21 protein-coding genes are annotated in these 26,156 nt (G+C 46.6%); 9 read left to right on the top strand and 12 right to left on the bottom strand.

Features of this window, described 5'->3' with window-relative positions; genetic code table 11:
- Window positions 1–98: 98 nt before the first annotated feature.
- Both rfbD and JTE88_RS00365 read left to right on the top strand, forming a co-directional pair.
- A complete protein-coding gene (gene rfbD / locus JTE88_RS00370; protein WP_204424600.1) occupies window positions 99–947 on the top strand; it encodes a dTDP-4-dehydrorhamnose reductase in 849 nt (282 codons plus the stop codon).
- 55 nt (window positions 948–1,002) lie between these two features.
- The gene (locus tag JTE88_RS00365; RefSeq protein ID WP_204424599.1) at window positions 1,003–2,574 is read left to right on the top strand and encodes an NlpC/P60 family protein; all 1,572 of its coding nucleotides are present in this window, start codon (window positions 1,003–1,005) and stop codon (window positions 2,572–2,574) included.
- 46 nt (window positions 2,575–2,620) lie between these two features.
- Here the strand turns inward: JTE88_RS00365 and JTE88_RS00360 are convergent, their stop codons facing one another.
- Together JTE88_RS00360 and JTE88_RS00355 are read right to left on the bottom strand one after the other, a co-directional pair.
- Window positions 2,621–3,208, bottom strand: a complete 588-nt coding sequence (locus JTE88_RS00360) for a hypothetical protein (protein ID WP_204424598.1) — start codon at window positions 3,206–3,208, stop codon at window positions 2,621–2,623.
- A 96-nt stretch (window positions 3,209–3,304) separates the two neighbouring features.
- Complete coding sequence (locus JTE88_RS00355) at window positions 3,305–4,441, bottom strand: sunset domain-containing protein (RefSeq protein WP_204424597.1); 1,137 nt, start codon at window positions 4,439–4,441, stop codon at window positions 3,305–3,307.
- A gap of 151 nt (window positions 4,442–4,592) precedes the next feature.
- Here JTE88_RS00355 and JTE88_RS00350 point away from each other — a divergent pair, with 151 nt between their 5' ends.
- Window positions 4,593–5,702 (top strand): glycosyltransferase family 4 protein, encoded by a 1,110-nt coding sequence (locus JTE88_RS00350; protein WP_204424596.1) that lies wholly within the window; start codon window positions 4,593–4,595, stop codon window positions 5,700–5,702.
- Here JTE88_RS00350 and JTE88_RS00345 read toward each other — a convergent pair.
- Window positions 5,680–6,105, bottom strand: a complete 426-nt coding sequence (locus tag JTE88_RS00345; protein WP_204424594.1) for a DUF2304 domain-containing protein — start codon at window positions 6,103–6,105, stop codon at window positions 5,680–5,682. The genes JTE88_RS00350 and JTE88_RS00345 overlap by 23 nt on opposite strands.
- A 3-nt stretch (window positions 6,106–6,108) precedes the next feature.
- Window positions 6,109–6,804: a glycosyltransferase family 2 protein gene (locus JTE88_RS00340; protein WP_239519599.1), complete on the bottom strand. Its 696-nt coding sequence runs from the start codon at window positions 6,802–6,804 to the stop codon at window positions 6,109–6,111.
- A gap of 238 nt (window positions 6,805–7,042) precedes the next feature.
- Between JTE88_RS00340 and JTE88_RS00335 the strand changes: the two genes are divergently transcribed.
- Window positions 7,043–8,830 (top strand): phosphotransferase, encoded by a 1,788-nt coding sequence (locus tag JTE88_RS00335; RefSeq protein WP_204424591.1) that lies wholly within the window; start codon window positions 7,043–7,045, stop codon window positions 8,828–8,830.
- A gap of 84 nt (window positions 8,831–8,914) precedes the next feature.
- Window positions 8,915–9,781 (top strand): LicD family protein, encoded by an 867-nt coding sequence (locus tag JTE88_RS00330; protein ID WP_204424590.1) that lies wholly within the window; start codon window positions 8,915–8,917, stop codon window positions 9,779–9,781.
- 3 nt (window positions 9,782–9,784) lie between these two features.
- Here JTE88_RS00330 and JTE88_RS00325 read toward each other — a convergent pair whose 3' ends face one another.
- A complete protein-coding gene (locus tag JTE88_RS00325) occupies window positions 9,785–10,921 on the bottom strand; it encodes a glycosyltransferase (RefSeq protein WP_239519598.1) in 1,137 nt (378 codons plus the stop codon).
- A 177-nt stretch (window positions 10,922–11,098) separates the two neighbouring features.
- Here JTE88_RS00325 and JTE88_RS00320 point away from each other — a divergent pair, with 177 nt between their 5' ends.
- The gene (locus JTE88_RS00320) at window positions 11,099–12,349 is read left to right on the top strand and encodes a lipopolysaccharide biosynthesis protein (protein ID WP_204424587.1); all 1,251 of its coding nucleotides are present in this window, start codon (window positions 11,099–11,101) and stop codon (window positions 12,347–12,349) included.
- Window positions 12,350–12,369: 20 nt separating this feature from the next.
- Here JTE88_RS00320 and JTE88_RS00315 read toward each other — a convergent pair whose 3' ends face one another.
- Genes JTE88_RS00315 through JTE88_RS00305 form a run of 3 tightly spaced genes read right to left on the bottom strand, consistent with a single transcriptional unit; the run spans window position 12,370 to window position 17,938 of the window.
- Complete coding sequence (locus JTE88_RS00315; RefSeq protein WP_204424586.1) at window positions 12,370–13,947, bottom strand: DUF2142 domain-containing protein; 1,578 nt, start codon at window positions 13,945–13,947, stop codon at window positions 12,370–12,372.
- A 26-nt stretch (window positions 13,948–13,973) separates the two neighbouring features.
- A complete protein-coding gene (locus JTE88_RS00310) occupies window positions 13,974–16,415 on the bottom strand; it encodes a glycosyltransferase (protein ID WP_204424584.1) in 2,442 nt (813 codons plus the stop codon).
- Window positions 16,412–17,938, bottom strand: a complete 1,527-nt coding sequence (locus JTE88_RS00305; protein ID WP_204424583.1) for a hypothetical protein — start codon at window positions 17,936–17,938, stop codon at window positions 16,412–16,414. The genes JTE88_RS00310 and JTE88_RS00305 overlap by 4 nt, the downstream gene beginning before the upstream one ends.
- A gap of 328 nt (window positions 17,939–18,266) precedes the next feature.
- On the opposite strand from JTE88_RS00305, the gene JTE88_RS00300 reads away from it, so the two are divergent.
- From JTE88_RS00300 to rfbB, 3 genes are read left to right on the top strand one after another with little or no spacing between them, the layout of a single operon-like run.
- Window positions 18,267–19,043, top strand: coding sequence for an ABC transporter permease (locus JTE88_RS00300; RefSeq protein ID WP_239519524.1), 777 nt, complete (start codon window positions 18,267–18,269; stop codon window positions 19,041–19,043).
- Entirely contained in the window at window positions 19,043–20,275 is a 1,233-nt protein-coding gene (locus JTE88_RS00295; RefSeq protein WP_204424580.1) for an ABC transporter ATP-binding protein, read from the top strand. The genes JTE88_RS00300 and JTE88_RS00295 overlap by 1 nt, the downstream gene beginning before the upstream one ends.
- A gap of 26 nt (window positions 20,276–20,301) precedes the next feature.
- Complete coding sequence (gene rfbB, locus JTE88_RS00290; protein WP_204424578.1) at window positions 20,302–21,294, top strand: dTDP-glucose 4,6-dehydratase; 993 nt, start codon at window positions 20,302–20,304, stop codon at window positions 21,292–21,294.
- A 133-nt stretch (window positions 21,295–21,427) separates the two neighbouring features.
- On the opposite strand, the gene JTE88_RS00285 is transcribed toward rfbB, so the two are convergent.
- From JTE88_RS00285 to JTE88_RS00270, 4 genes are all read right to left on the bottom strand, one after another.
- A complete protein-coding gene (locus JTE88_RS00285; RefSeq protein WP_204424576.1) occupies window positions 21,428–22,807 on the bottom strand; it encodes an MFS transporter in 1,380 nt (459 codons plus the stop codon).
- 137 nt (window positions 22,808–22,944) lie between these two features.
- Window positions 22,945–23,688, bottom strand: a complete 744-nt coding sequence (locus JTE88_RS00280) for a glycerophosphodiester phosphodiesterase family protein (protein WP_204425669.1) — start codon at window positions 23,686–23,688, stop codon at window positions 22,945–22,947.
- A gap of 148 nt (window positions 23,689–23,836) precedes the next feature.
- On the bottom strand, window positions 23,837–24,721 hold the full coding sequence (locus JTE88_RS00275; RefSeq protein ID WP_239519523.1) for a glycosyltransferase family 2 protein: 885 nt from the start codon (window positions 24,719–24,721) through the stop codon (window positions 23,837–23,839).
- Window positions 24,722–25,494: 773 nt separating this feature from the next.
- Window positions 25,495–26,154: a copper homeostasis protein CutC gene (locus JTE88_RS00270; RefSeq protein ID WP_204424572.1), complete on the bottom strand. Its 660-nt coding sequence runs from the start codon at window positions 26,152–26,154 to the stop codon at window positions 25,495–25,497.
- Window positions 26,155–26,156: the final 2 nt, after the last annotated feature.

The raw sequence follows: 26,156 nt of genomic DNA, 5'->3' as shown, positions 1-26,156 counted from the left end.
GGAAAGTCTACGCCACCTGCAGTGGTGAACACGTTAGTTGCGTGCACGTGCGTGTAGAATTGAGAACAATATCTGACACACGCAAAGGAGATACACCCATGACTTGGATGGTTGTTGGCGCTAAAGGCATGCTTGGAACTGACCTTGTGGCACGGATCAAGCGCGATGGTCATGAGGTGCGAGCCGTTGATCTTGGCGATATTGATATTACCGATGTCGATTCGGTGAACACTGTTGTTGCCGACGTCGACGTCGTCATTAACTGTGCTGCCTTCACTGCTGTAGATCCAGCGGAAGAAAACGAAGGAACAGCATTCCGCGTCAACGCTACTGGCCCCGCAAACTTAGCGCGCAGATGCGCCCAAATCGGTGCCCGACTGGTACAGATCTCTACCGATTACGTCTTCCGTGGCGACGGCTCTACCCCATGGGGCGAAAATGATCCAGTTGATCCGATGTCTGCCTATGGGCGCACAAAGGCTGCCGGCGAATGGGCAGTGCAGGCCTACACTGATGATTATTTGATTGTGCGAACCGCATGGTTGTATGGCAAGTACGGTAACTGTTTCCCGAAGACGATGGCGAAACTCGCCCAGACTCACGAGACATTGAAGGTTGTTACTGACGAGGTTGGTCAGCCAACGTGGACAGTTGATTTGGCTGATCTGATTGTGCGCCTAGTGGATGCAAAAGCACCATCGGGTATCTATCACGGCACATCACAGGGCGAAACCTCGTGGAATCTTTTCACCAAAGAAATCATGCGTTCGATCGGCAAGGATCCCGAGATGGTGTTGGAGACGACGGCGGCTGCGTTCGATCGTCCCGCGAAACGCCCCTCCTACTCGGCTCTCGGCCACGATGCGTTGGTGAACATTGGTGTCGAACCGATTGGGGATTGGCGTGAGCGCTGGGTGGTTGCGGCGTCTGATGTGCTAGGCCTATAATTACTTTGCTTCCATAATAGGATATTTATAGGAATTTTCCATTAGTATGACATATATGAAAGCCGGACGCTTACGCACTTTTTGCGCTACAACAACTGCATTATTCGTGTCACTTACTGGAGCACTTACTACTGTTAGTTATGCGCACGCAGAATCAATAGATGAGGCATCTTCCGTATTAGTCGATGATATTAACGTCCTCGATCTAGCAAGCGGGGGTAGCTGGGTTGCTTCTGGTCAACGCTGGTGGTGGCGCAATGATGATGGAACATGGCCTGCTGCATCGTTTGTTCGAATCGATGGTCGTGTTTACTACTTCGACGATGACGGCTACATGCATACTGGCTGGAAAATGTACCACAACCAGTGGGTTTATTTTGGTAGTTCCGGCGATCAACTATTTGGCTGGATACATCTAGGTAACTTGTGGTACTACCTTGACCCACAAACCGGAATCATGACTACCGGAGAAAAAATCTTCTCCGACGGCAAATACTACTTCCGCCCATCAGGCGAAATGGTCACCGGATGGCTACAAAAAGACCAACAATGGTACTACTACACCGAATCCGGCCGCCAAAAAACCGGATGGATACATCTAGGTAACTTGTGGTACTACCTTGACCCACAAACCGGAATCATGACTACCGGAGAAAAAATCTTCTCCGACGGCAAATACTACTTCCACCCATCAGGCGAAATGGTCACCGGATGGCTACAAAAAGACCAACAATGGTACTACTACACCGAATCCGGCCGCCAAAAAACCGGATGGTTAAAAGACCACGACGATTGGTACTACCTTGATCCACAAACCGGAATCATGGTTACGGGATCAGCAAATATTAATGGTCAACAATACTCGTTCAACAGTTCCGGACGGTGGCGTGGATACCAAGCTCCAGCTGGAATGTTGCAACCTGTTTCATCTATTACCCCATTAGGATGGGCTAGCAATGAGCTTTCTCCAGGAATGAATGGAGTTAAAGTAGCTATTGTCCAAAAACGTTTGGGCCTGTGGCACTCGATGAAACTTGCTTCTGTGGATAGTAATTTCATGGCAGCGGTTCGTAATTTTCAAGCACGCGTAGGACTTCCTGCTACCGGCATTGTTAATAAAGCAACGTGGGATGCTTTGGCAACTGGTTACGATTGGTATGTGGATCAATACCAGGCACAACCAGTGCCATTAACTGCCCGGCGTTCAGAGCGTATCGAAGCTATGATAGCGTACGCACAACAACAGATTGGATCGCCATATACTTGGGGCGGAGCCGGACCATACAATCTCGGGTTTGATTGTTCTGGATTAGCTTTACAAGCGATCTATGCGGGCGGATTAGACCCACAGCCAATAAATGTCCATAAACATTCTTGGCCAGATTACCGATCATCCCAAGAACTATATCGCCATCCGCAGATGGTTCACGTTCCAATTTCACAACGCCAACGCGGAGATCTCATTTTTTACACTACTCGTGGCACCATCACGCATGTTGCGATTTACATCGGTAATGACCAAGTGATTCACACTGATTGGATGGGACACCCGGCACGTGTAGACAACTATTTAACCTCTTACGGCTGGGCAAATACAGTTAAAGATGTGGTTCGGCCATTCGCGTAAAACATCTTAGGCAGGATGAGAAGTACAAGCATCCTGGTCGCGTTAACTAGAAAACTACTGGCCAATGGGGCAAGCATGTAGTCAACGTGATATGCGATTGCGTTAGTTCAGTTATTGCTTGGTCAAATTGTGGATTACGTTCTGGTTCTTCGCCAAGCTTTATCGCTTCTTCAGCGCTTTTCCCATCAACATATTCGGAGATCTTACCCGCTACTAAATCATTGTTAATAGAACGATAACTGTGTAGTGCAGAATACGCTTCGAACGCAGACTCATCGGCGTGACTTATTTCTTCCAATGCTGGCTCGTGTTGCTCTACGAACACATCAACAAAATCACGCCACACAATGGAAATATCTGAAGCCCCGTTAAGCTGCGCATCAGTAAATGCTTTTCCTTGCGGACTATTGTCGATAAAATCAATCAGCAGTTTATCCATATCAGCGCAACCTTCACTTCCAGGATCCTGTTCAGGAATTTGCACTTTGGGTTTATCTGGCTCTGTTTGCGCAAAACTATCGGGCATCTTTGCCGTAGAGTTTTGCGTGTTCTGCTCCTGGCCTGTAGCACAGCCAGTTAATAACAGAAACGGAAGAGATAACGCTAGGATCGTGCGACTTGCTGAATATTTCATAGGTAAATTCTACCAAGTAGATAAAGTAAGCGAATCCATTCCACGAATTCCTTCCGTCTAGTTCCACTATATAGGTGGAACTAGACGCTCAGTTTGTCACACTTTGGCCTTTCGGTATCCATGTGCAATGGCATCAGATTGATTAGCAAAGCAGACTTCAGCGTTTGTGGAATTATAGAACCTCTGCTCGGGCATATGGTAGATCATCGAGCTCTGATTTCCTTTAATGGGCGCGTATGCAGGGCACTGTCCCCCAATTGTATTCACAATACTCTGCGTAGCTGATCCAGATCCGCTCGCTATCCAAGCACCATCTGCGCCAACGTAGTAATTACCGATCCACGCATTGCGCATCATCGCACCATCAGGACCAACGTAATAGTTGCCAACCCATGCATTGCGCATCATCGCACCAGAACTTCCTAGGTAATACCACTGACCACCGGAAGCAATCCATTGATTCGAGAGCATGGCACCCGAAGCATTGAAGTAGTAGTAGGTGCCAGTGGTATCAGTTGCCCAGCCACTAGCCATAGCGCCAGAAGCACCGAAGTAATACCATTGGCCACCAGCAGATAACCACCGGTTAGCTAACATTGCACCAGTTGCGTCGAAGTAATACCACTTGCCATTGGACTGTAGCCAGTTATTAGCCAACATTGCACCACTTGAATTTAGGTAATACCACTGACCACCCGAAGCCATCCACTGATTGGATTGCATGGCGCCAGAGACATTGAAGTAGTAGTAGGTGCCGGTGGTGTCTTTTGCCCATCCAGTAGCCATCGCACCATCGCTACCAAAGTAGTACCAGTGACCACCAGCAGATAACCACTGGTTGACTAGCATTGTTCCAGAATCACCTAAGTAGAACCAGCGACCATTCGTCTGAACCCACTTATTGGTTGTCATAGCACCACTGGCATCAAAGTAAAAATATTCACCTAGTTTATTTTGCATCCAACCGGTGATCATTACTCCTTCATCACCGAGGTAGTAACGTTTTCCAGCGTCCTCTAACCACCCTGAAACTGGATAGTTTCCGACGAAATAATACCAATGTCCCTCTGTGTGATGCCACCCATCCGAAATTTTATTATCAAGAATCAATGGGGTTCCAACACTAGCTATCATGGGCTTATTGACTGATTCCGATGCAACAGCAGGACTCGAAATTGCCAGTGCAAGTACACCAGCAATCGTCCCGGCTAAGGCACGATAGCTCTTTCGCATAACATCTCCGTTCTTGCTTTCTTTGAAATAGTGGCTAAGCAAACTTCCGCCACTTATCTTACTAACGCAAACCAGATTACCTTATAACTATGCTTGAAAGTGAATACGAAAACTTCTATATATCCTGCTTGTTCGACTAGTATGGGTAACCATGAAGATAGCAATGATAGTTAACAACTACCCGCCGAAAGTTGGTGGGGTTGAGTTTCATGTCGAAAATTTGGCGCGGGAACTCGCTCAACTCGGTCATAAAGTCTGGGTTTTAGATATTTCTGCTACTCCAGGAACTCGACACGAGCAAAATGTTACCGTCATTACTCGAAAAGCTCATTTACCAATCGCAGATGTCATTACAATTCCGGCGCTCGGTACCACCCGCAAGATCGCTAAATTCTTAACCGAACAGCAAATTGATGTCGTTTCCACTCACACCCGCTTCTTCCCAATGAGCTTCGTAGGTCTACGCGCTGCAAAGCTGGCCAATATTCCAATACTGCATACCGAACACGGTAGCGGTTTTGTAGCAACAAAAAATCCAATCATCTGGACCGGATCTCGTTTCGTTGATATCACAGTAGGAAAATATGTACTGAAAAAAGCTACCAAAGTTCTTGGGGTTTCAGAAGCAGTTACACAATTTGTTAAACGTTTAGCCAACGTTGACGCAACTGTTTTCTATAATGCGATTACGCCACCGCAACTTAACATTAAATCCGACGATCGTCTCAACCATTTAGTTTTTGTGGGACGGATTGTTCCCGGCAAGGGATGGGATGTTTTCATCAACGCTGTCGCCCAGTTACGCAAGGAAGGTTTCGAGGTAGACGGAGAACTTCTTGGAGATGGAGCTGACCTAGCCACGGCACGCTCTCTGATTCAAAAACACGGATTAGAGAAAGATTTACAAGCTCCGGGAAGGGTTAGCCAACAGGAAGTACGTCAGCGAATTGCTGGCGCAACACTTGTTAACCCCACAGTTTTATCTGAGGGTTTTCAAACCACGCTGGTTGAAGCAATTGCCGAGCGTGGACGTGTTGTCACTTTCCCTGTCCCTGGAGCTCAGATGCTTGTAACAAAAAAGGCACCTGTTCTTATTTCAAAAGAAAGAACCACCGATTCACTCGTTGCTTCGTTGCGCTCAATGTTGCTACATCCGCTACCACAAGCCCAGCTAGAGATTTATCAAGATCTCACATGGCCTGCGCAAGCTAGAAAATATGCATCTATCTGTGGTGCGCTTATTCAGCGTCAGAGTCAGTGATAGCTGAATCTGACGATAGATCTAGAGAATCATCTTTCGGGAAAACATATCCTCTCTTTTTGAGTTCAGCTTCAAGAATTGCAATTTTTCTTGCCAGCACCGTTGAGGTTCGCTCCGCTTTGCGTGCATGTGCAGTTGTGGTTACTGCAAATCCCATAAAGAAAACAATAAACATGTATAGGACTAAGTCAGTACCACGACCAATTCCTAGCCACGAGGCAACAATATCTGTGCTTTGCGGGAATAATACTGCGAATGCTCCTACCGCCAAGCCTAGCAGCCATGCTAAATGTCTGATCGCTTGGCCGCGGGCACTACGCCCTGGAACCACAATAGCGAGCGCAACTAGTAGAAGAGAAATAATAAGAATTGATTTGATAATGATCTGGTTGGTATCCATCATTTCTCACTTAAACATCAGATCGGAAAGAATATTGACTGAGTTCCATAAAGACTGGCCTTTGGAAAGCGAGTAGTCAGTGTAAACAATAAATACCGGCTCTTCGACATAGCGTAATTTATGTTCTGCAATTTCGCTGACGATTTCCGAAGCATGAGCCATTCTATTTTGACTGATACGAATGTTTTTTGCGGCATTTTGGTTCAATGCACGCAAGCCATTATGCGCATCTGTTAGTTGCATTCCAGTAGTCAGCCTTTGGAAAAATACTGCCGCCTTGAGCACTATGCGCTTCAAAAAACCTGCATTAGTTCTATCATCAAGAAAACGCGAGCCGATCACTACATCAATTGGTTCAGTCGCAAGCCGAACAACCATTTTCTGAGCATCAACAACCCGATGCTGACCATCAGAGTCAAATGTTACAAAATATTTAGCATTCGGTTGTAATAGAGCATAGTCTAAGCCAGTACGCAAAGCAGCTCCTTGACCAAGATTGATCGGATGTTCAACCACGTCTACTCCAGCAAGCCGAGCTTGTGCCGCAGAATCATCACTAGATCCGTCATTCACGCACACAATATTAGGGAAGGTCTTGCGAGCTTCCTCCATAACACCTTTTATGACTTGATCTTCATTATATAACGGAACAATCAGCCAGCTTTCTTGAGCAAGTTTCTCAGACCACCCGGTAACATTCAGTTCATTTTTAGTGGTTTTTTCAGGATCCGCCACGTTTCTTCCCGACCTCGATCCTCTATATTTGATGCAATAACACAGCTAATTATAGCAACCGACTAACTGGTAGATACTATTTCATTTCACATGCCACCATATTGAAATGAGTAATAGCTTACACAACTACTATCACTGTTCATTTTCACTCAACCTATCGATATATTTGAACATATATTATTTCCCGATACAGCGAGAGATTTCCATGCCCCATAAACTGACTCACGTACAGTTCGATATACTTCGCACACTTTCCGAGGCAGATACTGAGCTCTCGCAACGAGAGCTACAGTCACACGTTAACGCCTCATTGGGCAGTGTCAACACTGCTGTGCGTGAACTTGAAGCACTTGGTTATATTGAAGAACGCCACGTGACTGCTACTGGGATCAACGCTTTAGCTCCCTATCGAGTTCATAATGCCATCATTATGGCCGCAGGGCTATCGTCACGCTTCGCACCGATATCCTACGAACGTCCAAAAGGAACTCTACGAGTGCGTGGTGAAATCCTTATTGAGCGACAAATTGAACAACTACAAGAAGCCGGGATTAACGACATTACCGTCGTTGTGGGATACAAAAAAGAATACTTTTTCTATCTCATCGAAAAATATGGTGTCAAAATCATTGTTAATAAAGAGTATTCCAGTCGCAACAACAATGGCTCCCTGTGGTTAGTGCGTGAACAACTATCCAATACCTACATTTGTTCCTCGGACAATTATTTCACTGAGAATCCTTTTGAGCCTTATGTTTATCGAGCATACTATTCTGCAGTCTATGTTGATGGTCCAACAAATGAATGGTGTATTACCACGGGGCCAGGCGGTCGCATAACTGGATGTACCATTGGTGGCGAAAACGCCTGGACTATGCTCGGGCATGTCTATTTTGATTCTACTTTTTCTGAAACTTTCCGCGATCTTCTGGAACGTGTCTACCACCTCCCGCAAACAGCGCCTAAGCTATGGGAGTCACTCTTCATCGAGAACATCAAAGATTTCTCGATGGTTATTCGAAAGTATCCTGATGGAATTATCAACGAATTTGATTCAGTTGATGAACTTCAAGACTTCGACCCACTATTTATCGAGAACGTTGATTCGGAAGTCTTTGACAATATCACCAATGCATTAGGTTGTACGAAAACTGAGATCAGAGATTTTTCCCCCCTCAAACAAGGATTAACTAATCTCTCATGCCACTTTTCGGTCGGCGATAGTGAATACGTCTACCGACATCCGGGAATTGGAACGGATAAACTTATTGATCGTACTGCTGAAAAGCAGGCACTTTTACTTGCCCGTGATCTTGGACTTGATTCAACCTTCATCACTGCTGACGTCGGCAAGGGGTGGAAGATTTCCCGGTATATTCCCGAAATACGTAATCTTGACGTAACGAATGATGACGAACTACAACAAGCGATGCAGATGATCCGCAACCTGCACACCTCAGGCGCTGTTCTCGATAGGGATTTTGACTTTGTACAAGAAGCGATGAAGTTTGAGCAACTTTTGCACGAGATAGACCCCTCTATGCCGCAGGGATACTTGGACTTGCGTAAAAAAGTTATGAAGCTCAAAGAGTATGCTGATGCAGACGGTTTTCCTACAGTGCCCAGCCATAACGATTTTTACCCATTGAACTTCCTGATCACTCCTGACGGTCAGATGAATTTGATCGATTGGGAGTATGCCGGAATGTCTGATGTAGCAGCTGATTTTGGCACAATGGTTGTTTGTTCGAACGACATTGACGACGAACGAGCAAAACTGGCATTGACATACTATTTTGGTCGTACTCCAAATCAAACAGAAGAAAGGCATTACTGGGCATACGTGGTGTTTGCTGGCTGGTGTTGGTACGTATGGGCGTTACTAAAGGAAGCTGATGGAGACGACGTCGGCGAATGGCTCTTAACGTACTACGAGTATGCCTCACAGTACGTCGACAAGCTGCTTGCCAGCTACGAAGAAGCAGCTAAGTAAGTCCATCTCGCCTATTTTGACCTTCCACTAGCTTCCTATACTTGGAGTTACTGACTTACCCTTTTCGATACAGAAAGTATTCTTATGACTAACGGTTATAATCCGAAAACCCTACAACGAATCCAGTTAGCAATGACTGATGTATTGTATGAGTTTGATCGTGTGTGCGCTGAATTAAATTTACGCTACGTGGTTTATGGAGGATCGGCCATTGGTGCAATTCGCCACCAAGGTTTCATTCCCTGGGACGACGACGTCGACATATGCATGTTGCGTGAAGATTATGATAAGTTCTTCGCTCACGCACCGAAAATTTTGGACGAAAAATACGTCTTGATCGATTCACGTACCGACAGTAATTACCCAAAAACTTTTGGCGTTCTAGGCTTTAAGGAAAGTGAGTTCATACCTGGTTTGGCCGCAAAGCGTGATTATAGTATGCCACTGGGCATAGATCTTTTTCCGCTCGATCCTATCCCAAACTCACCGCGAGATTTTGCTAAGCAAAATAAAGCCACGTGGTTTTGGGGGAGGCTACTCTATCTCCAGGGCACCCCTAACGCAATACTCTCTGTGCCACAACCGGCAAAACTAGCAATTAATGCCGCATTACATGCTATTCACTGGTCAATGAGACTAGCTCACGTTAAGCCTGCAAAATTAATTGAAAAATGGGAGAAAGCTGCTCGACGATTCGAGCATAGTTCGTCTACTCTTTTTGGAGATTTCTCCACTCGAGATCCGCAACGGTGGTCAGCATCCCTCAATGAGTTATTCCCTGCACACCGTGTCCCCTTCGGTGATATTGAAGTCATGGTTCCACGTGACTATGATGCAATTTTAAGCCGCGGTTATGGCGATTACATGACTATTCCGCCAGAAGATCAACGAGAAAACCATGAAGCATCCTCGATTATTTTTGGCCCCTACGCTCCAAAACTAGTGGAATGAAATCTAACCGATTCGCTTCGATGCCTCTACAATATAGAAGTCTTCAAACCAGCGGGCAGTAGTAGTAATATCGAATCCGTTTTCTTGAGCTCGTTCCACTCCCGCACTGCGCATGTAATGTGGATCCATGGAGCGCTGGAACGCATTCTTTATAGCAGCTACCCACGCCGCAATACCTGCATTGAGATCAACAAAGCGAACTTCTCCGCTCCAGTTTGCCGCCTCTGGAAAACCCGTTGTGACAATACATGGAAGACCAGCTGTTTGAGCCTCCGATATCGCCACTGGCATACCCTCTGAAAAAGAAGTCATAATAAATACATCGCCAGCTTGGAGAAGATCATTAACATCGGAACGAATTCCAAGAAACTTAACTACATCAGTCAATTGATAATTCTCAATTTTATTACGTAACGTTGGCCCTTCCGAACCACCACCTCCAACCATTAACAACCGACTTTGAGGATTTAATTTATAATATTCATTGAATACATCGATCAAAAACGTCTGATTCTTCACTGGATCGAAACGAGCAACATGGATCAAAACCTGTTCATCAGAGCTGATCTCTAATTCTTTCCTCAACTTTCGACGTTTTTCTTCACTATATGCATATAGCTGTACAGAAACACCGTTGAAAATGATTTTAAATCGTGGAGAATTCACGATTTTTTCGCCGAAACGATCAAGACCAGCTTCAAAGGACGCACCCAAATAATAGTCAGCCACAAACCTGGTAGGAAATGCGAGTATTCGGAAAAGAGCTTGCGAAAAATCTAAGGGATAGTTCTGAGCATGCGAATGTGCAATGGCATACCGTCCAGCTTTATGGGCAGCTCTCAAATACAATGCAGCAACCGATCCAATATGTCCATGAACAACTATCATTTCTGGATGGTCAGCAAAGAACTTTTTATAAAATGGATATAGACGAGCTAACGACGTTGGGGTAATAGCCGGCGCCCGGAAGATTCGCCCTCCTAGCTTTAGAATTTCAGCATCATATGCCGCCTCACGATCAGTGTGCACTAGAAAATCAAACTGCACTTTAGACCGATCAATCGACCTATACAGATTCATTAAAAATGTTTCTGCCCCCGCCCGTTCCATTGCGCCGATAACATGACAAATTCGAATCACCAATGAATCTCCCTACAAAAATATATCAATAACCTAAATTCATGGTATCAAGAACTTCACTTCGGAAGAGGCGTCCACGAAAATCTCCTATACATACTCCTAATGTTATAGTATTCAGTGTTTAACTCCCTACCACTAAGATGGTATAGAGAAGATACTAGGATATATGAGGTGCATATGAGCACTAAAAAACAGCTAACACTTAAAAGCAATATGCTATGGAACTCGGTTGGATCCATGATTCGACTAATATGCAATTACGCTATAACAATTGCCGCTGTTCGACTTTCAACCGGATTTGATGTTGCAGGTAGTTTAGCTATCTCCATGTCGATATCTAACCTTATCCTTCCTTTTGCTGACTATCGTCTCCGCACATTACAAATCACCGACGTAAAAAATGAACGCTCATCTCATCGTTACGTTGGCTTACGTGTTCTCACATCACTGTTTGCATTTATCGCTGGTACCCTCTACGCCATTATTACCTCGTCTTTTGCCAGCCTCATCCCAGTCCTCTTGTATCTCATCTATTCTCTGACGGTTAACTTTATTGAAGTATTTCATGCAATTGATTGGCGCAACTATCGTATGGATATTTCTGGAATTTCCTATATCCTACAAGGTGTAGCAAATCTGGCATCATTTAGTGTGACGCTATGGACGACAAATTCATTGATCTGGGCAATCATTGCTATGATCGTCTCAGAAATCCTGGTTGGGGCTTTCTATGATGCTCCTCAAGCAGCAAAGTTCGAGGGGATTACACCTGTTATTGATATCCTGCCCTCGCTAAAACTACTCTTTACACTCACTCCGCTCGTTATTTCACAAGTGCTGAGCACTGCTGTCCTTACTATTCCCCGCCAACAATTAGAAATTTCTTTAGGTACCGATGCGTTAGGAATTTATGCTTCAGTAGCTTCTCCAGTACTCATCGTTCAAATGGGCGCCACATACGTCTACAGCCCACTGCTTCGAGAGCTGGCCCAGCGATTAAATTCAGATAAGCGCTCCGCCTTGAAACTCATCAAAAAAACAACCGGTTTTATGATCCTCATTACTGGAATACTATCCCTTCTTTTGCTAATGTTTGGCGACCGGCTCTTAGCGATCTTATTTGGCGATGACATTAGCCAGCATACTTACATCCTGCAACCAGCCATATTATTTACGTTAATCACTGCCTTTGTATGGTTTATGAACGATCTGCTGATCACCGTAAGGAACTACAAAGGAGCCTTCATTGGAAATGCAGTCGCTGCAGTTTTAACCGTTACACTTTCCCAATGGTTCATAAGCATGTTTGGAATCAATGGACCAAGTTGGGTTGGCACGGTGGCCTATTCCGGCGCCCTGCTCGTTATGGTTGTAGTATTTGCGCACAGCTACCGTAAGCTACCGCATAATACAAGTATCAACGATTAGCAACAAAGCTACGTCTATGTTCACACAAGAGCGTGTTTAGGCGATACCTTTTCCGCGATTATGTTTTCAGAGTCATTGCTTTGACTACTCTCAGCAATCGGCACTTTTTTCACTGAGTCACTGTTGAATGAATTCCGATGAGCAAAATACGTAACTACTACAATCGCCACGACAAATGCCAATGATGCCACTACCCACACAGTCATCGGTGAAATACTGGTATTCCACCACCATGAAATATTATTATCCAAGTTCAGTGGATGCGCTGGTTGGAATCCAGCAGTATAACGTTGCATAACGATATGAAGTGCCAAGCTATTAGCAATCGGGATAGCCAATGCAATAAGAATAAGTTGCGGAAGCTCAAATATTTGACGCTGCCGACTTCCAATTGTAAACAACATAAAAAGTAAAACACCCAACAATGGCAACATATAACGCGGCTGATAATCTCCAAAGCCTGTAAAAATGCCTTTGAGAATAAACACCAGCGGAATTCCACATATCGCCCCAAGAATAACGGATGCAGACATCCACTTGCGCCACGAACCAGAACGTAGCCCGGCCATTACTGCTCCGGCAAAAACAAAGAGAACAATATACGTTGCTGGACCTTCAACTGGTGTATCAAACCAACCTGGTCCGTATGTAACCCCAAACATTCCAGCAAAATAACGCGGAAGATCGAGAATAGTATTCAACGCATTGCGGAAAAGATTCCCCTCTGATTCGAAGCTAGCAGTGACGTGCTTCGCCTGACCACCTAACGTAATTGAGTAAGCACCAACAAACCCAATAATCGCGACCGCTACTCCCGGAATGATGTTTTTCTTGCTCCATTTGATGGCGAATATGAACGCCACTGCAACGACGAAAAGATAGAAAGAAACGTCACGCCGAGAGGACAGGCATAAGACTGCGGAAAACATAGCTAGCCCCAGCAAAACCCAACGGCGCCAATCTTTTCCGGTAGCGGCTCCATACATGGCCACGGTATAACCATAAAGCCCTGTAATCGCCCAAGAACTTGGATTAATTGAGGTGATGAAATAGAACCCCATTGGGATCCACGTAACCACCATCGGTAATAAATACGCCGTTCGTTGTTCTGGGCGCAAGAAAACTCCGATGAGAGTTAAAAGCAAAATCGCGATAGTTAAGTTCACCGTGCGCATGACGATTATCGATTTACCAACGTCATGTTGGATAAACAGATGCTGAAAGGCATAATAACCAGCTGGATAGTCGCCATCATCATAGCGATGGCTCCACATCAACTCGTTTGTGGAAATATCAACATTACAGTCCGAAGCTGAACTATCCGATTTGAACGCATGACAGGCTGCTCCCGCAGCCACAGGAATCGGAACTCGCACTTCATCAACACCATTGATAGCTTTAACTGTACACGATTCTCCAACCGGCCTCGGGCACCAAATAGAGCCCATATGGTAATCATCATCAGGAGAACCGCCAATTGGAGAGGCTACAACCCACCCTAAACCAGCTCCAAAAAAGGCTATCATCGCCACAATAACAAGGCTGATCGAACGAATACCTAATGCTGACCGCAGTTGCTGAATTTTACTATCACGCATTTTCATTTCCTGTAACTATCCACGTACTAAAACAGTTTCCGTAATCGCGAACGGACTTTATCTGCCAGCAACTTCGGGCCACCCGCTTTCAGATGCTCAATAACAAGTTTGGCATCGCGCGTGAGGTTAAATGGTACTTTCACAAATTGCAGATCAGTACGTATTACTTCGGTTGTCGCTGTCTTGTGATCGTCAGCTCGGCATGCATGATCCACAAAATCAAGCAACGGTTTGAGCGCATTTCGCCATTCAAACTGAACTGAATAGCGTGCAATATTTTGCTTAAACTCTTCAGCAAGGCCCGGTTCAAAGAGTACGCGCTCTAACGCCGTCGCCAACGCATCAACATCTTCAGGCGGAACCGAAATCCCAATACGCTCCGGATTTAACGCATTACCAAAAGAGTCACCTTCAGTTGCCACAATCGGCAAGCCAGCCCATAAATAATCCAGAATCCGTGTACGGAATGAGTACTGAGTTTCGATATGCTCGAAATGAGTCGAGACCCCGCAATCAGCGTCAAGTAAATAGTTGTGCCGAGTATTGTAATCTACCCAGTCATGGTTAAAGAAAACATACTTACCGGTTAGGCCGAGCTCATCAGCAAGATCCATTGCCGCCTGAGTCATCTGCATCTTCGGCACTGCCGGATTAGGATGCTTCACGCCAAGGAAATACATCCGAACATTATCGTGCTTCTTCACCAAAACATCGACTGCTCTTATCAGCGTGAGCGGATCAAACCAGTTATAAACTCCGCCACCCCATAAAATTACTTTATCATCGAGGGAGATTCCCGGAACTTTGCCCTTAATCGCATGGTATTCCTGCACCGGGCGTTCTTCATTCAACCCGAATGGCACAATATCAATCACCGATTCAGGGTCATTTCCGGCACCCACGAAGTTTCGATTAATTCGTCCCATAGCAGCTAACTGCCCCAGCCAGAAATAACGCTGCTTCTCGGATGCGCATAGGAATCTATCCCCGCGAACAATTTGCCGATTAAGCGCATTGGTGCTTGACACTAGTGTATCATCGCGGCCTTTGGGCCCTTGATCTTTAGCCTGCTCAAGCTGTTCAAGATGAATAGGATCATAGATATCTGTAATAAGGATTTTGTCACTATCCATAATCCACGGAGCCACCTCTAACAAGAAGCCTTGGAAAATCACGATATCAGACCAGTCAACAAGGGCATGCAATTCTTTGTCAATCCCGAGATGAATATCAAAATCAACTGACTCCACTCCAGAAACACCCGTTGTAGAACAAAGTTTAACCTGATGCTTTTCACTGAGACGCTTGGCCATCTCCCACGCACGTATAGCTGGACCAGCCATCTTTTCCGAAATCATATCGCCAGTAACAACCAAGATACGCGATGGACGGAAATACTTTCGATCAATGCCAAAATGATCCACTAGTTGCTTATACGCGTTAAGATAGGCTGAATGCGGTTCCAGTGGCTCCAACGCCACCCGCATCAACGGTAAAATCTCCGAATCATCGCGCACACGGGTTGCCTGAACGTGCTTTCGTTGTGCGGCAAAATATTCTAGATGCTGATTAAACCAGCCAACTGCGTAGGCACCAGTAAGTGCCGTCTTCGTGATCTGCGTACCAGCGAAGGCATCCGCATTAGCTGCATCTATTTCTTTTTCGCCTCGCGAAGCACCACGCTCATTCGCCAACGCCAGCGCCGAAGCAAATACCGTTCGCAAAAGATCCGGCCCTAGATTCTTATAAAGGCACGCCAATGCATTGCGCTCTAGTAGATATTGCTCACGATAGTTACCGAACTTATTCATCGAGACGTGATGACGGTGATAAGCAATCGACGCCGGTACATAACGCACATCGTATCCGGCTAATGTCACTCGCCATCCGAAATCAACATCTTCATAGAACATAAAGAATTTTTCATCAAAACCGCCAAGCTCTTCATAAACATGACGCGGCACGAACATCGCAGCACCGGTTGCAAATAGCACGTTCTTTTCCACGCTACCTTGCCCAGCATAGTCCCAGCCAGCTTCGCGCTTATATCCCATACCGAACCATGTCAGTGAACCATCAATGTAATCAATTTTGTCGCCTTCCCAGTTCAAAACTTTCGAGGCCACACAACCAATTTTTGGATCGTCTTCGATACGTGCCACGGCAGCGCTGATCCAGTTTTCGTCTGGGCGCGCATCATTGTTCAAAAAGGCAACCACATCTCCGGTTGAAGAAGCAGCACCTAAATTACAGCCACCTGCGAAACCAAGGTTTTCTCCAGCGTCGACGATAACTTCGTCAGGGATCTGCTCACGGAACTTTGCGAGAGAATCATCGCCTGAATTATTTTCAACGACGACGATTTCCAATTGCTCTTGAGGCCACGATGTTTGGCGTAAGTACCTTACTGCGTCAATCGTATCTTGCGCTCCACGGTAATTGACCAGGATCACCGAAACTTTTGTCATTTCTGGACACTTCCCTTCGCTTTATCCACCGTGTTGCCAGTTTTCTTCACCAGCTCATTGACAATACCTTGCGCGGTCCGTTTTGCGAGCATACCGTATGGAGTTTTCTGATAAAGCGGAACCGACTTAACATTATCGAGTGCTTTTCGTGGGTAGTTAATAGCTGTAAGAATCTGCGATGTGCCATCTTCAACGGCAACAAGCGAATTGTAAGCATGATCTTCGTCGTAAGCCATAGCATTAAGTCGTTTAAGGCCAGCAATATATCCAAGATAGAGGTCGCGTTGTTGCGACGAAGAAACAATGATCCGATCCGCGTGGCCAATAGTTTCATTCCACTTTTGCACAGAAGTTTCCGTGACTCCTGCCGTAAAACTGCGATGTTCATTTTGCATCAGACCCAAAACATCGGTAGTGGTCATATCCAGCACGATCATCGCGTTTGTTTCTTGAACTCCGATCACTTCACGGAGCGCAGCGCCGACGAAGACGATTACTGACATTTGCTCTAAAATACCAGGCTGCACGGCAATCTGCTTTAACTCGCCTTGTGAATAGCGGTGGAGTGTATCGTTACACGTATTCCATACGTAAACGTCAGGAGACAAAAGTGAACTAACCTGCAACATTCGGTTGTACGCATGCTCGTCATCGAAGGAACATACAAACAGAACATCAGGATCACTGTACGGAGAAATATCCGCAAAAGATTCACGCAATAAAGTAATAGAAGCTGAATCTAATCCGGTGCTTGCCCACATTTCGTCAATGAAATCTACCAAGCCTGGCAATCGTTTCGCAGGTATACGATTCATTGGAAAATTAATAACACTTGCAGCTTGGGTACGTTTCATTCCCTTGGTCCATTGACGAACTAGGCGTGCCCCCGATAGCGCGTGAGCAGGAAGGGTGAGTTCTCGATTATTTTCATCTCCTGGGGACAACTGTAAATCTAATGCTGAAATATCCGCATCAGCCATCGTTCCCGAGAGAACTCCTAAAATCAGTGGAGCAAGTTCATACGACTGTATTTTCGGATCAAGATTGCGCGACAAAACGTTCATGTATGCCAACAACGAAGCAGGGTTATGTTCTAGCCCTTCCACTCGGCGGCGATGAATTACGTGCCCACGGGCACTTAACCGGAACATCACATCCATCGCCATCGTTAACGCATCAAGCGAACCATCAAGACCACCAATATAATGAACGTCCTCTGCATTAAAAAAGTATGCAGCAGCAGCTGTAGATAAAGCTTGGCCTTCTTCTCCTCTACCAGAAAAGACGACATTCTCTCCGTTACGCACATGCTCCAAGCCATTATCCATAACTGTCGAGATCAGCTCTTGCGGAATCGCTGAAACACATGGGATTACTACAACAACACCAGGGAAAGACATGCGGTCGAAAACATTAGTAAACTCCCCAGGTACAGCTTTTTCCACACGCGCATCATTTTGCAGATACGTCGACCACTGCGGTGAAAAACTCTGATCTTCACCAATAACAAACAGTGAATGCACTACGATCTCCCTAGATTTAATAAGATGTAACCTATATCCAATGCTACCTTGATTACCCTGATTACTCAGAGCACATACCTCAAATTTCACTATGTCTATCTCACATGTCTACCATTTGGCCACTTGAGCATTAATATAGATTTAAGAATACTGAAACGATTGGATATCAATGCAAGAACATAACGCCAACCGAAACCCGAGCCTGTCCGCTCAGCAAAGGTTTACGCGCCTTGCCAATGAAGAGATGCGCACAGTTTCGCGAAATTCTAGCTTTATTCACGGCTTAATCCCCTCTTGGCTCGACGTGTGGAACCATCGAAACTTACTCATGCTTCTTATCCGTCGTGAACTCAAAGCGAAATACAAGGATTCTTTCCTTGGTTTCACTTGGACTTTAATCCGTCCATTAGTGCAGCTGTTCATCTACTATTTCGCGATCGGGAAAATCCTAGGTGCAGAACGCGGGATACCAGATTTTGGCGTTTATGTTTTTGCAGGATTAACTGCATGGGCACTATTTAACGAAATTGTTGCGATGGGGACCCAGTCGATTGTTTCAAACGGAGGAATTATCAAAAAAGTCTACCTCCCTCGTGAAATTTTCCCTCTCGCCAGCGCGGGCGCTGCATTTGTCAATTTCTGCGCTCAGATGGCTGTACTTATTGTGGGGGCACTAGTTATACGTGGAATATCTATCACTCAATTCATTCTTTATGTCCCCTTAGCTTCATTAGTTCTTTTTGTTTGGGGAGTAGCATTCGCATTATGGTTATCCGCAGTTAACGTCAGCATGCGCGATACTCAATATCTTGTTGAAGTTGGCTTACTCATTGGAATGTGGCTAAGCCCGATCGTTTACTCTTATGAGATGGTGGCTAACGTTGCAAGTAGCACCATTTCCATTATTTATAGTTGGAATCCGATAACATTGGCAGTATCAGCCTTTCAAGCTGGAACATGGAAGGCAGGGATGGACAATGGTGCACAACTCCCTCCCGATTTGCTAACTCGAAACTTCACCGTCCTTGCTGTCGGTATTGTTTTATGCATTCTTGCTCAACGCTATTTTGCCCATGCACAACGTAATTTCGCTCAGGATCTATAATGACATTTAACGTAGCACCAGAACCTTTAGACGTTATTAAAGTAGATAGCGTCTCTAAAAAATTTGTTTTACGTAAAGATAAATCGCTTAAAGAACGCATTGTTAATGCTGGACGTAACCGTAAGCACATCGAGCGCTACACCGCACTTGATGATGTTTCTTTCTCGGTACAAGCTGGCGAATCCCTCGGGCTAACTGGCGCCAATGGCTCCGGAAAGTCTACGCTACTCAAACTTATTGGTGGAATTATCTCTCCCGATTCAGGGAGCGTTAAGGTTCGCGGCCGCATTGCAGCTCTTCTTGAACTTGGGGCAGGATTCCATCCCGATCTAACTGGAATGGAAAATATCTTCCTTAACGCTTCAATCATGGGACTGAGTGAAGAAGAAATCGATGCCCAGATAGATTCCATCATTGATTTCTCCGGAATTTCTGACTTTATCAATACCCAAGTAAAGTTCTATTCCTCTGGCATGTACGTTCGCCTAGCTTTCTCAGTTGCAGTTCATTCAAACCCCGATATTCTCTTGGTTGATGAAGTTCTTGCTGTAGGAGATGAACCTTTCCAACGAAAATGTATGGAACGTATCCGACAGTTCCAAGACGACGGGCGTTCTATTATCTTGGTTTCTCATTCACCTGACCAAATCGTAGAAATGTGCGATCGTGCTCTTGTCCTTCAAAAGGGTGAGCTCATCACGATCGGCCCTACCCGGGAATCTATGAACATTCTTCACAAATCTTACGCAAAACAGATTCAGGTCGATCGAGCTAAATCCACAAATATTTCACCTGAAGTTGAAGAAGCGCTCCATAATCTAAAAATTACTGATGTCCGAGCTAGCGGTTTCACTAGACTTCCTAGCGGTGTTGACCTTTTCCTCTCAGGTAACAATCTGACTATTTCCATAGATCTCGACACTCAGGTACCACTAGAGGATTACACGGCCGAATTGACCGTGGAAGCTCTCGATGGCACGAAGGTCTTCACTATGAACAGTGCCAATCTTGATCAACAACTTCCACCGCTTTCATCTACCGGAACTATCGATATAGTGATTCCAAATTTCTATCTTGGCGAAGGCCAATTTGTTTTCAATGTTCTGATCAGCAATTCTTCTGGCATAACACTGGCACATAAGGCCAACGCACTAATTCTTCAAGTAGGATCTGACGCAAAAACTTCCGGCTTAATCAAAGCTTTCCCCGAAATCACCGTTAAAGCTGACTGACACGTTCAAAACAATCAAGGAGAAAAATGAAAGTACTTATCACTGGCGGAGCCGGCTTCATCGGAGCGAACTTCGTCCACCAAACTGTTGAAACGATGCCCGACGCCGACGTCGTCGTCTTAGACAAACTCACCTATGCTGGCAATCCAGCCTCAATCGCTGGCTTGGATCGGGTCACCCTCATCGAAGGCGATATTGCAGACCGCGATACTGTTGATCCGCTGGTGAAGGATGCCGACGTCGTCGTTAACTTCGCTGCCGAATCCCATAACGACAACTCGCTCAACGATCCGTCTCCATTCATCCGGTCAAACATTGTGGGTACCTTCGAACTCCTCGAAGCAGTTCGCCGCCACGGAACCCGGTTCCACCACATTTCCACCGACGAAGTCTACGGCGATCTGGAAATCGGCGAACCACGTCGTTTCCAGCCTGGTGACGCATATGTGCCATCGAGCCCATACTCGTCATCAAAGGCAGCATCCGACCACTTGGTTCGCGCATGGGTACGCTCCTTCGGTATCGAAGCAACCATCTCGAACTGCTCGAACAATTACGGCCCCTATCAGCATGTCGAAAAGTTCATTCCACGAACCATCACCAACTTGATGGACGGTATTCGCCCACGGATTTATGGCACCGGCGAACAGATCCGCGACTGGATCCACGTGCGTGATCACAACACCGCTGTCTGGGCGATTATTAACAAGGGTCGCTTGGGCGAAACCTACCTGATTGGCGCCGACGGCGAACTCAACAATCTCCAAGTTACCCAGATGATTCTGGAAGAGTTCGGCCGACCAGCTGACGATTTCGATCACGTGAACGACCGCCCAGGGCACGATCAGCGTTATGCTATCGATAACTCTAAGCTGGTTGAAGAAACCGGCTGGCAGCCGTCGTTCAAGAACTTTGCTGACGGTCTGCACGACACCATTGAATGGTACAAGGCCAACGAAGCTTGGTGGCGTCCAACGAAGGATGCTGTAGAAGCTAAGTACGCCAAGAACGGCCAGTAGCTGTTAGTTTTAGTCGCCTATACCAGCGCCTAACAGCACTGAATCGGGGAATAGTGCAAACTGCGGCAATATTTGACGCGGTTTGCACTATTCCCCGATTTGTTGCATAAACTATTTTATTTCTGTCCGAGGACTAGTCTTCAACCTCAGCTGCAACAGCGATGATTTCGTTGTCGCCGACGCCATCCAACTTTCCAGCCTTCTCTAGGCGGTTGTTAACAATGGCCAGGACAATTGCACAAGCAGCACCAATTGCTGCCACCAGTACTGTGATCCACAAGATCTGCTGGTAGCCAACATACGGATCAGCCTTGTTAGCTTCCACCAAACCTGCAGTCATTGGGTGGGCCCAGAGTACTGAGGCGAAAGCAGCAAACGAACCGACTGACATAGCCGAACCCGAAATATGCTCAGGCAAATGCAATTCTGCAATCGGAGCAAGAATAACTGCCTTACCCATGAAGATACCGATTGCCATAATCATCAGCAGAACCATCGCGAGCCACATTGAGCTAGAGCCAGCCGGAAGCAACGACACTGTGAATGCACCGCCTGCAGTCACAGCCAACGATACGCCCAGCATAACCGTTGAGGACTTAAAGACGTAATCCGCAACGATACCTGAAATAAGGCCAGCAAACACGCCGATAAGACCGGTGTTGAAAATACCAAACGCACCCGCAACCGCATCCGAAGCGTTGAATACGAGCTTGATGTATGGTGCAGACAGGTAGATGAGGTTGACGTAGGTCCAGTACAGGCACATTGCCGCAAGACCTGCCATCCATACACGTGGCTTGAGGAGCACGTTGATCAGACCCGCGAGCGCAGCAGCGTTCTTACCGGCCTTCTTATCACCGATCTGGACGCTCTTAGCAATTGCATTCTTTGGTACGTAACGTAGCAGAGCAATGATAATCGGGATGAGTAGAAGGGCATATCCGATTCCGAAGCCCTTCATAATGCTGACTGCGTTATCTGGATACAATCCGAGGAACACCAAAATAATTGCGTTCATCGCAAATTCAAGTGCTCGGCGAATGGTTTCAAGCAAGCCCATTGCTAAACCGCGACCCTTAATATCCTCGTCTTTTGCAATAAATACGACGCCGTTGACCACTGCTGGCCAACCGATTGCATCCCAAATACCCCAGCTAGCTGCAATGACAACCATGAATTTAAATGGAATACCTGGAATCAGATACAAGATAAGGAATGTGACAAGACGCCATCCAGCAAATGCAATCAGGATTGAGCGAATAGTAAAACGATTGTTCACCCAGCCAGCTGGCACATAGAAGAACATCGCAATGCCGATCCAGCCAAATAGAATACCGAATTGGTCAATGCTAATTCCGAGCGACTCAGACAACGGCAGAAGCAACGAGCCTTTAAATGCTTCGAACGAAACATATACCAACTGGCCAGTAAGGACGATGCTTAAGAAGGCACCGATTTTGCCGCGCTGTAGGAACTTAGGTATACGTCCGCTCGACGTTAAACTATCTATCATGAGTTTTCACTTTCTGTTTTAGTTAGTTGCTACGTTGCCGCTAACATCAATTTTTGGAAAATATCAAGTAGCAGAACCAGTCAGGAGCGGGAAGGCAACCTGCCTTCCTGCTCCTGATAGGCATTAAAATACTGTTACTACTTCAAGAATTCATCGGCGATGTCGGTAAAGACTCCGGTTGCACCCCAGTTGAATAGCTCGTTGGCGCGGTCTTTTCCGTTAACGGTCCATACATTCACGCCATAACCAGCTTCACGGAATTGAGAGATGAGCTCTGGGGTCAGCTTTGCGTCCTCTGGATGGATGTAGGTTGCTCCGACGAGCTCCAGGATAGACTTCCAGTCTGGCCACAGGTTATCAACGACGAAAAGTGCGCCGATCGGAATATCTGGACGCATGTCATGTACATGATGAAGAAGAAGGTGGTTGAACGAGGAAATGATAACCTCGCGTTCCGGATCGAGGCGGTCGAGCTCTGCTAGCGTGTTTTCAATCATTTGCATCGACATGGCTTTGCCGCGCTCATTGGATTTGAGTTCAATGTTGGCATTCATACCTGTTTCGTTCATCAAATCTACGAGTTGATGAAGCGTTGGCATAGGTTCACCGGCATATTCGGAAGAAAACCAGGATCCCGCGTCGATGCTTGGCAGATCTTCAGCGGTGAGATCGTAGAAATACCCGGACTTGTTTGTGGTCCGATCTAGTAACGTATCATGCAGAATGATTGGGGTACCGTCCGCCATAATATCGACGTCGGTTTCAAACCATGTGCAGCCACTTTCAGCTGCTAGGCGGAATGCAGCAAGCGTGTTTTCGGGCGCACGATGGTTGAGCCCACGATGTGCAATTACTTCGCGTTGTAATAAAGTATGTTTCATAATGTCACTATCCTCGTCGATTTGTGTACGAATGAAGAATAGCTCATCTTTATTCATGAAAACACTTGAAGCCTCCCTATGAGAATTATGCGCAGAGAAGCCAGACTTCTCTGAAAAATTTCTCACTGGTCAACGATAAGGTAATTTTCTACTCACTCCCGCGAGTTTGCCACCAAGCCCGAACATCGAGACCTGCTCCTAGCAGTGCGCGCAGTGGCACGTATGCTATGCCAGGGTAGGCGTCCGCTAAATATTGCTTTGCAGAATCGTGGTGGGCGCGAATCATTTTAGCTGGGCGCGCCTTCCACGAAGCACCTTGTTCGTGGACAACAGCTGCCGAAGGTACATAGACGCTCGTTATTCCAACTTCGCCTGCACGCCGGCCCAGATCGACGTCTTCGAAAAACATGAAGTACCGGGGATCAAATCCCTCTAACTTTCGCCATGCCGAGGTACGAATAAGTAAACAGGCCCCCGATAACCAGCCGGCTACGTGTTCATGTTCAGTGTTGCCGTGGTAGGCACGAGTCCACGGGTTCGCCGGCCACACATGAGCAAATAGAGCATGCCCAACTCCGTTGCGCAGGCTTGGGAGAGCACGAGCAGATGGGTAAACCTTTCCATCGCGTTCTAATAACCGTGGCCCAAAGATACCTGCTTGCGGCCAACGATTTCCAGCATTCACTAATTCCACTAAGGATCCGGGCTGGAAAACGGTGTCCGGATTAGCCACGCATACCCACGGTTCAGTAGCATCGTGCAGACCACGGTTCGCTGCGCGTCCATATCCTAAATTGCGACCTGGCCGAATCACACGTGCAGAAAATTCTTGCGCATATTGGTCAACTATCGCATCGACGCGTTCGGCTTGTGAACCGTTATCAACAATCGTCAACGTTATATTCACACTGGGGTCACTAGCACCATGGAGCCTACAAGCGACACGTAGAGAGGAAACCATAGCTTCCAGCTCGGGCCCCGGATTATACGCAATTGTGACGACGTGGATACCCACAGGTTGTTGTTCGGCCATAGTCATATTGTAGTTCACTTTAAGAGTAAGTCAGTTACTGATGGATCATATTAACTTAGCCACTCTCCACATTTGATTTCATCTTTAAACACGCCACAACTGAACAAAACGCATAGTTATCTTATATGAAAAAATCTACACTTAATTGTAAGAGCGAAAACGGCTCAGCACCTCGGCAGCTATACCCCAGCCTGGCATGCCACCAGCATCATAGCCAAACCCCGCCGCATACCCAACACAACCACTCGGCGAAGGTTCCACCCATACGTCTCGTAAGAAAATTATCTGGTACGTTTTAGGAGTCATGCTCATACTTGCCGCAATTGGATTCGGCGGGTTCTTCCAGTTCTTCAATGACAAGAATCCTTCCGGCGACGGTAACAGTCCACAAGCTATGACCTCCGGTAAGGCTTCTGAAAGCGACTCACCAAAGAACCCTCAAGAAAAGAATGCAAACGACAAGCTTGAGATGCACACAACAACATGCCTGGCACAACTCCGCCGATCATCCTCGACTACGGCAAGCAGGCCGTGTTCGAAGACTGGGTATGCGCCTCAGAGCAAACGGGCCTCACCTGTTGGAATTCGAAGACCGGTCACGGCGCCACTTTTGCTCGGGAACATTTCGAAAGCTTCTAAACATCTAGCTCCCGTCGGGATGTTTGCTAGCAGCGCTCGTATATCACGCATCCGGCAACATTAATGTCCACGTGGGGTGAAGGTAAAATTTCTTACCTCCACCCCACGTTCACACGTTTTAGCCGCATACGATCCTACTGAGTAGCCTCGACCCATTGGCACACCAACACCGGATCGACCGGATTGGCGAAGCTACCGCCACGCACCGGCGAACCAACATGGAATTTGCGGATACCAGCTTCCTTCAGACGGTCAAGATGTTCGAGACGCAGTCCACCACCGACCATCATCACCTCAGCGATTCGCGGATCGACTGCTTGCGTTAACAAATTTTCCATTCCAGCATCAACGCCGGCAGCCGAACCTGCAGTTAATACACTCGTCACATGTGGCAGTTGTAGAATCTTCTTCCAGCCAGCACCATAGTCTGCCACGTTGTCGATTGCGCGATGAATCGTCATTTCGCATTCTGGTACGCCACGAAGTACGTCAGCCAATGTGTGGGTGTCGAACTTTCCGTCACGGACCCAGCCGACGACGAGTGCTTCAACACCGGCATCGACAAGGTCGCGAGCGCCCGCTGCCAGTTCGCTGACATTCTTTGGGGTGAATCCGTCCCGGTCGCGGAGCATAGCGCGGATTGGAATATCGCTTACTGCCCGAATTTTTGCGACTTGTTCGACGGTTGCGGATAGTCCGTCTTGATCCATCGTGCCAACGAGTTCGATCCGATGGGCACCGCCTTCCACCGCCCCCAGCGCGTCGTGTTCGTTGAGCGCAATAACTTCAAGCATGT

Origin of the sequence: Arcanobacterium phocisimile (assembly GCF_016904675.1) — a bacterium.
In the GTDB taxonomy this organism is placed as follows: Bacteria; Actinomycetota; Actinomycetes; order Actinomycetales; family Actinomycetaceae; genus Arcanobacterium; species Arcanobacterium phocisimile.
This window is presented reverse-complemented; position numbering and strand designations above follow the sequence as displayed.